The following is a 3330-nucleotide window of genomic DNA, read 5'->3' on the forward strand; positions in this document are numbered from 1 at the left end:
GCCGCTACGCGGACACGATCGACCTACGAGGGGATGAAGCGGTCCTCGATTTTGTGATAAATCGGGGACACAATACCTATTTCTCGTCTCTTGGGAATTCCGGCACTATATAACCCTCATTCCTCAAGAGGCAGCTTGAATAAGGTTTATGTCCCCATATTTCCTATTCAAAATCCGCAGGCGTTGTCACAACACGATAGAAAACACGATCGTAAAACGCCAACATCCAGCATGAGATCGCGTCATCCCTAGCCGCGTACTGGTACGCACACCAGAAGACACCTTTGCCGATGGCGTACGGGCCATTGAATCCGTGTTCCTCGAAAGACCCCCACCACGTCTCTACATCTTTACCGAGGAGCCGCCGCACATCGATCTTGCAGTCAGCTGGAAGGATGATCTCTCGCAACCGATAGTATAGGCCACGTACGATGAATGTGAACATCTCGATTGTGCGATCAAGATCGAAGGTGACTACGTAACATTCTCCCAGATAGAGCCCGGCCTTGGTAATGATCGGCGTTTCCCGTGCCTCCTCCAAGGCGATGCGCGCCAGTAAGGACTTGCCTTTGCGGTTTGATGAAAGCACCTTTTCTTGAAAGATTTTCTGAGCAATCGGGCTTTCCCCGCCGGCAAGGTCAGATGTCAAAAGGTCCCTCAGGAAGTCGTCGTGGCGAGCCTTCCGTGAATTGCAACCGCCGCATGCGGGGACGGTCACCATTTCGGCGGGCAACGGACGCGGAAACAGGCAACGGGGAACGACGTGATCGCGAGTGACGTGGCCGTGCTCACCACAGTATGCGCACTGACCTTTTCGTGGACGTCCTTGCTTCGCCATTTCGGATCACTTCTAGCGGCCTAACGTGACCGTAAGGCGCGCTGTCAAGCGTCGCCTCCACGCCCTTGTTGGGCCTTCCCGTCCATGTTGCATCGTCATCACGGCATGCAGGGCGCTGCCAACCGCTCAGCCAGATCGCCGGGCAAACACGGAACGGCTTTGGCAATATCCGCGGAATCGAGAGCAGACCAACCTCTCAGCGGGGAGCGTAGTGCGTGTGGTGCCCTCGCGTCAATTGATACGAGACGACAGTAGAGTTCGTGGGCCCTGTGGTAGGCCTCGTTCAGGTGGTTTCTCTGCAGTTCATGCTCTTTCCGCCCGTGGGATTCAAGAATGACCTCCAGTTGGAAGTGCACCGCAGCGCCTTCCTCTAGGAAGTTGGTGTTGCCCTGGGTCGGATTGAGAAGATGAATGCATTCATGGGCAAGTTGACAGGGAACATTTGGCGGATGAGTGATCACGTTCTGGCCAAGCACGACAATCACCGTCGAGAGATCATCATTCCGAAAGCAAATCCGCGGGCCGTCGGATTCAATTCGAATATCGTGCGCAATCGTAAACCGCATATCTCTGGTCCCATAGAGCGACTCTGCGCGACTGAGCAACTCGGGCAAGCGCTTGGTGGCCTCAACCATCGCGTCATGCGCTGTGATCATCTTGACTTTGTCTCCCTGCCCAACGGTTTGCGCATGAGCGGCGGTCGTTTCCGCTGATGTCAATCCTAGCGTGCAACTGTCCGCTCGATGCGCTGGTTAGCCATCACCCGATGCAGGCTTCAACGAACTTGACCCCCAGAGGAGTGAGCACGACCGCGTCGGTTCCCTTGTAGATGGTCAGCGGTTCAGAGCCCATCTTCACTCCGCCCTTGAGAATCGCCGGCCCGACGCACTGCATGCGCATCAAGTTGTGGATGCTGACCTGGTACTGTGCGTCGTCGATTCCAGCGATTGAGGCTATCTGCTCCCTGGTGAGGCTGTAGTTGGACAGCTGGCCCAAGTCCGCCAGCTTTCCCTCGCGATCAAGAACCCCGTAGAACTTGTTGAGGATACTCGCCTCGGCCGCCGTGATGTTCCTGATCATGTCGATGAAGCCGTATCGTAGCTCGCCATTGAACGACGGGTCCATCGCGTTGGCGAGTAGCTGGCTCCAGAGCTTCTGCAGGCTCTCGTCCTCCTCGAGACTCCCCTCCTCGAAAATGGGTAGTGCGAGCTTTGGCGGAACAGGCCTCGTCTCGTCGACGCCTCGCTCAGCCAGAATGTGAGTGACCTCATCCGACATGGAGACCATGCGCTGCCAGCGGACGAATCGAAGGCGGTCGGTGACCATGCCAGCGACCTCATCTATGGAATCCCTGAAGACGCGGGCAAAGAACCCGCCAACCTTCTCCGACACTTCGAGCGACTTCTCACCGAGGCTGGCTACTCCCTGAACTGCCTTGGCAATCTCCTCGACTTCATTCATCGATCCCCCCGTTGATGGCTAACAATGATTATTGTGCAACCGTGCGTGATAGTACGCCAGAAATGGTGAATGTCAACTCTGTTCCTGTTATCACTAAGGTCTTTGAACGGGCAGGTATTGAGATAGATATCATTGCACGGCAAGACGTCGATATCTTTTCCACGGCGTGCTCAAGGTAACTGGCAACATGCAACTTCCCGTGGAGTTGGGCTCGTTGTTCGACGAGCCGCCGAAGGGCTAGATACAAAGCAAGGGGAAAAGTAGAATGGGGCTTCGGGTCGTTAGTGTACGGGTATGAAAGGAGCTTACTATGGACTTCGAAAACCCCGATTTCCTGTTTGTGCTCGTCGATGGATGGCTGGTGCCGCGGTTGTTCCCCTTTTTCTATCGGCGCTACGCGGACACGATCGAGTTGCAAGGGGACGAAGCGGTCCTCGATTTCGGGGCCGGCAGCGGCGGGATTGCGATGCATCTGGCGCCCAGGCTCAAGGACGGTGGCTCGGTCACCTGTGTCGATATCTGCCCGCCGCTCGTCCGGATCGCGGAGAAGCGGCTGCGACGCTACTCGAACGCGACGTGCCTGTTGGGGCGGATCGAAACCCACGCTCTTGATCCGGAGTCGTTCGATCACATCGTCATCCATAACGCGCTGCACGACATACAGGAGGGCGAGAGAAGAAACACTGTCGCTGAATTGGCGCGGGTCCTCAAAGCCGGCGGCAAGCTCTACCTGCGCGAGCCGGTGAAGCCCTCTCACGGGGCGACGCCGGACGATATTCGCGCCTTGATGAATGGGGTCGGCCTGAGTGAGGAGCGAGCAAGTGAGTACCAGCTCTTTCCTGTCGGCCCGGTTTACGACGCCGTTTTCGCGAAGAATGGATGAGCAGGTGAGGCGGTTGCCGATCGTGGGGGTGCTCGGCTCGGGGTCCGAGCCGCACGAGGAGAAGGCCAAGCCGTTGGGTGAGTGGCTTGCCCGCGAGGGCGTCCATCTGCTCACCGGCGGGGGCGGTGGGGTGATGGAAGCGGTGAGC

5 protein-coding genes are annotated in these 3330 nt (G+C 57.2%); 2 read left to right on the forward strand and 3 right to left on the reverse strand.

What is annotated here, in order from left to right; translation table 11 throughout:
- Window positions 1-163: 163 nt before the first annotated feature.
- The 3 genes from VM163_03335 to VM163_03345 form a co-directional block, all read right to left on the reverse strand.
- A complete protein-coding gene (locus VM163_03335; protein ID HUT02903.1) occupies window positions 164-649 on the reverse strand; it encodes a hypothetical protein in 486 nt (161 codons plus the stop codon).
- A 287-nt stretch (window positions 650-936) separates the two neighbouring features.
- Window positions 937-1494 (reverse strand): hypothetical protein, encoded by a 558-nt coding sequence (locus VM163_03340; GenBank protein HUT02904.1) that lies wholly within the window; start codon window positions 1492-1494, stop codon window positions 937-939.
- Window positions 1495-1597: 103 nt separating this feature from the next.
- The gene (locus tag VM163_03345; protein HUT02905.1) at window positions 1598-2299 is read right to left on the reverse strand and encodes an Abi-alpha family protein; all 702 of its coding nucleotides are present in this window, start codon (window positions 2297-2299) and stop codon (window positions 1598-1600) included.
- Window positions 2300-2609: 310 nt separating this feature from the next.
- On the opposite strand from VM163_03345, the gene VM163_03350 reads away from it, so the two are divergent.
- The gene (locus VM163_03350) at window positions 2610-3182 is read left to right on the forward strand and encodes a class I SAM-dependent methyltransferase (GenBank protein HUT02906.1); all 573 of its coding nucleotides are present in this window, start codon (window positions 2610-2612) and stop codon (window positions 3180-3182) included.
- On the forward strand, window positions 3121-3330 hold a 210-nt coding region (locus tag VM163_03355), incomplete at its 3' end, for a DNA-binding protein (GenBank protein ID HUT02907.1). The genes VM163_03350 and VM163_03355, both read left to right, overlap by 62 nt.

It is taken from the genome of bacterium, assembly GCA_035527515.1.
In the GTDB taxonomy this organism is placed as follows: domain Bacteria; phylum B130-G9; class B130-G9; order B130-G9; family B130-G9; genus B130-G9.

Excerpts from the sequence above, each read along its gene's own strand:
- VM163_03340 (HUT02904.1), bottom strand. The coding sequence starts at position 1,494 with ATGATCACAGCGCATGACGCGATGGTTGAGGCCACCAAGCGCTTGCCC.
- VM163_03350 (HUT02906.1), top strand. The coding sequence starts at position 2,610 with ATGGACTTCGAAAACCCCGATTTCCTGTTTGTGCTCGTCGATGGATGG.
- VM163_03345 (HUT02905.1), bottom strand. The coding sequence starts at position 2,299 with ATGAATGAAGTCGAGGAGATTGCCAAGGCAGTTCAGGGAGTAGCCAGC.